Below are 4266 nucleotides of genomic sequence, written 5' to 3'. Positions count from 1 at the left end.
AAAAGATAAATAATCTTAAACAACAACAAATTATTAATAAAATGAAGAAGCAAAGCCCCGCTGCTTTTATAAATAATAATTCATTTACACCCTCTAATACACCTACTAATAAAGGAAAATCTTCAAAGAGCAACCAAAGGTAAATTCTATGTCGTTCCTGTGGGATATTGTTCGTGTGGATACCCAAGTCGTCATTGCGAGCATTTGCGGTGTTGTTAGTATGGCTCGTTTTATGTCATTCCCGCGTAGGCGGGAATCCAGCATAAAGCGAGATAAATCGAGCTTTTAATTTCAAAAATTTGCTGTATTTATACTTTTTTCTGGATTCCCGCCTACGCGGGAATGACATAGAGCCGGTTTTTTGAGCCATGCAACAACGCTGCATTTGCTTGAAGCGTGGCAATCTCATGAAATAATGAGAAACTCCTGAGATTGCGTACGTACGTACAAAACTTACAGTTTTTCCTCGCAATGACGTTTAAACAAACTACTCCACTCCTTTCATGCCACCTGTCTTAGCCTTATCAAATGAAGTATCTTTAATTGCCGCATCACTAAAATCAACATTTGTTAGGTCAGAGTTACTAAAGTTAGCCTGATCAATTTTAGCTGATTTAAATATGCTATCTGTTAATATTGAGTTTGAAAAATCTGTTTTAGAAATTGTTGTTGCAGAAAAATCTACCTTTTGTAAGGAAGAGTTCTTAATTGCCGTATTTGTTAGGTTAGCATTTTTAAAAATACTATTTGAAAAATCTATTCTATCAAATTTTAGATTACTTAAGTCAAGATTTGTTAAATTCATATTTGCTAAGTTAGTTATTCTTTGCAAATCTTTTACCGAACTTATTACTATATTATTCGGTGGGGTTTTACTCGAATTATCGTTATTTAAAATAATATTATTAGAAACATTAGTATTAATAAAACCGGAATATGCTTGGTAGTTAATATTATTTATTTGTGAATTAGCAAGGACGGAATTAATAACCGCAGTATTTGTTAGATTAGAATTTATTAGAGCTACTTGGTTTAAATTGCCTAAATTAATTTTAACATCTGAAAAATTTACGTTTTGTATTAAAGATTTAGAAAAATTTACATTATTAAATTGCCCATTAGTTATATTTGAGTTTATTATTTCACTGCCGGTTAAATTGGTATTAATCACTATAAATTGTTTAAAATCATTATTGCTAAAAATATTATTAGTATAGCTAATATTATCTAAAGTGATATTTGAACCTGTAGTTTTATTAATCCTTACAAAATTAGCATTACTATTTTTTATTGATAAATTATTAAATTTATTATCGTTTAGACTCATATTATTTAATATAGAATTATCGATTTTAAACTGATTTAAAACTGAACTATTAATTGTACTGTTTTGTAAATCACATTTAGTAAGGCTAATATTTTGTAATGTTGAACCCTGAAAGGAAGCGTATGAAAAGAAAGAGTTATTACTTTGTACGTTATTAAAGTTTACTTCATTAAAAATACTTTGTGCGAAGTTAGAATCCTTAATTATTACTGCCGTTAATTTAGTTTGACTTAGGTCGCTAGATTCAAAATAATTATTAGTAAAATTGGTGCTATTTATTACACTTTTTTCCAAATCTGTACCATAAAATATTGAATTTGATATATTAGTATTTTTAAAGCTATTATTCTTTAAGTTAGCTTTTTGAAAATTAACACCTTCTATAGTATTATTGCTCCATAATACATGACTAAATTTAGAGTTTTCAAAATTAACATTTTGTATAGTAGTTTTATTAAAAGCAGTATCGCTAAAATTTGATTGAACAAAATTTGTATTTTGTAATGTTATATTGTTAAAAATTGAACCTTGAAAGTCAGAATTATATCCGGAAATATTTTTTATTACTGAATCTGCAAAATTACTTTCTTGAATTATAGCATTGGTAAGTATTGCTTTTTCTAAATTACTACCTGCAAAATCAGCACGTAATATTTCGCAGGAAGTTAAATCTATTCCTGATAAATCTTCATTTATTAGCTTTACTCCTATTAATTTTACTCCTTTTAAATTTGAACCGAATTTCTCTTTAAGGTTCACTTTAAGATTTTTAGAATTTTGCGATATTATATAATTCCGAATTACCGCGCTTTGACTATCTGTAAGTAATCCATTCGCATCACGGGTAGATTCGGAACAGCTGCTTAATAACAAGTAAATAGTAATTATTGATATGACTCTAAGCATTTGCTTCCTCATATCCTTCTTCATTTATTCTATTTGTAGGAGGTATATGTAAGCTTAATAGTTTTAATTTACGATGCAAAGCCGATCTTTCCATGCCGACAAATGACGATGTTTTTGAAATATTATTATTGAAACGACTCATTTGTGCCGATAAATATTGACGCTCAAAAACTTCTCTAGCTTCTCTAAGCGGCATAGATAACATATCAAAGCTATCTTCAAGCTTTGCAATATTAGCACTATTTGCTAATATTTCTGAAGGTATCATATAAGGTTTGATAATTTCATTATTACCTGTAGTTAATGGATTCATAATTAAAGTCCATTCAACTACGTTACGTAATTGTCTAATATTGCCTGGCCATTCATAGGATTGAAGTACTGCTATAGTTTCATCGGCAAAAGTACGTTCCTTTAAACCAGAAAATTTTGAAAGCTGCTTAACAAAATATTTTACGAGTAGCGGTATATCTTCTTTTCTGTCATATAGTGAGGGGACTTTTAGAGAAGAAACATTAAGACGATGATATAGATCCTCTAAAAATTTACCGTTATTGACTTCGTCTTGGATATTTTTAGAAGTACCAGTGATGATTTTTATATCGACTTTAATATTTTTTCCGCAAGGTTTTGTAATGGTTTGATCTTTAAGAAATTTTAATAACTTTATCTGAATAGGAATGGGGATATTACTGACTTCATCTATATATAAGGTGCCGTTATTGGCAAATTCTAAGATAGTAGGGCGCTTAGTATTATTTTCCTGTTTTTCTGCTTCGCCGAATAATTCTTGATTGATTTTTTCTGTGGTCATACAGGTAGGGCTGAAAATAATGAAAGGACTATTAACCCTCTTAGATTTTTTATGAATTAATCTTGCTGCAAGCTCTTTACCGCTACCGACCTTACCATGAATCATTATACGACTGCTGGAACTCGCTGCCTTTTCTATTTCCATTTGATATTTTAAAGTTATCGAACATCTGCCTACTAATTCGGTTTTATCGATAACCTTTGATTTTAAATCTATATTTTCACGCTTTAACTTTGTTACTTCACAAGCTCTTTTAAGTAAAATAACCAATTTATCATTATTAAACGGTTTTTCTATATAATCATAAGCCCCCATTTTTATAGCATTTACCGCTGTTTCTATAGTACCGTGACCGCTGATAATTATTACCGGCATTAAAGGATAACGTTTTTTAATTATCTCTAAAATCCCAAGCCCATCAATTTCGCTTCCTTGAAGCCAAATATCAAGTATAACTGCAGAGACCGGTTTTTCGGAAAGTATTTTAAGGACTTGAGTACTATTAGCGGCAACCTTAGGGTTAAAACCTTCATCTTTCAAAATTGCGGCAATAATATTTCGTATATCCTCTTCGTCGTCTACTATTAAAACATCTATTGGTGACATTACAATTTACCTTAAAAATATTAATGTTAAGTATACGTTAATGCCGAATGTAAAAGAAAGCAACATTTTTTTATAACATTTTTGTCACAATAGCTATTTATAATGTAAAGATTGGCTAAGATTACATAATATTAAAATTATTTAAGGAATTTTAATTAATTTTATTTGCAGTTTGTAGGATTATAAATGATTATATATAATAAGGGTGTATTGATGCCGAATCGTCATTGCGAGGAAAAATTGAAAATTTTGACGAAGCAATCTCGTGCAAAAATCCTGAGATTGCCACGCGAACTAAAGTTCGCTCGCAATGACGATTTTAAACCAAATTTTAAAAATTATGCTTAATATCTTTTTAATTATTATTTCATTATTTATTTGCCTAATAACCTACCTATTTATCAGAAAAACTGATATTTTTACGAATCTATTAATTCTAAACAGTTTTACGACTTTAGTCAGTTTATTTATTTGTTGTTTAGGTTTATATTTAGGTAATAGTTCATATTTGGATATAGCAATTATTTACTTCCTTTTAAGCTTCATAGCCACAAACGGTTATTTAAAATATTTTATACATGAATCAAATAGAAACAAAAAAGATTAATATAGC

The 4266-nt window shown here is 29.1% G+C and carries 3 protein-coding genes and 1 pseudogene; 2 read left to right on the top strand and 2 right to left on the bottom strand.

Annotated features, from left to right (window positions below):
- Positions 1-487: 487 nt before the first annotated feature.
- Positions 488-2257: a pentapeptide repeat-containing protein gene (locus AC1Z7D_RS06065; RefSeq protein WP_482602866.1), complete on the bottom strand. Its 1770-nt coding sequence runs from the start codon at positions 2255-2257 to the stop codon at positions 488-490.
- Positions 2226-3653, bottom strand: coding sequence for a sigma-54-dependent transcriptional regulator (locus AC1Z7D_RS06060; RefSeq protein ID WP_482602864.1), 1428 nt, complete (start codon positions 3651-3653; stop codon positions 2226-2228). The genes AC1Z7D_RS06065 and AC1Z7D_RS06060 overlap by 32 nt, the downstream gene beginning before the upstream one ends.
- 213 nt (positions 3654-3866) lie before the next feature.
- Here AC1Z7D_RS06060 and AC1Z7D_RS06055 point away from each other — a divergent pair.
- Both AC1Z7D_RS06055 and AC1Z7D_RS06050 read left to right on the top strand, forming a co-directional pair.
- Positions 3867-3982, top strand: a pseudogene (locus AC1Z7D_RS06055) (zinc ABC transporter substrate-binding protein); the annotation flags it as partial.
- A gap of 11 nt (positions 3983-3993) precedes the next feature.
- Positions 3994-4260, top strand: coding sequence for a monovalent cation/H+ antiporter complex subunit F (locus tag AC1Z7D_RS06050; RefSeq protein ID WP_482602868.1), 267 nt, complete (start codon positions 3994-3996; stop codon positions 4258-4260).
- The last annotated feature ends 6 nt before the right edge of the window (positions 4261-4266 follow it).

Source organism: Rickettsia sp., from assembly GCF_965035265.1.
The sequence above is the reverse complement of the archived record's forward strand: the minus strand, read 5'-3'. Positions and strand labels throughout refer to the sequence as shown.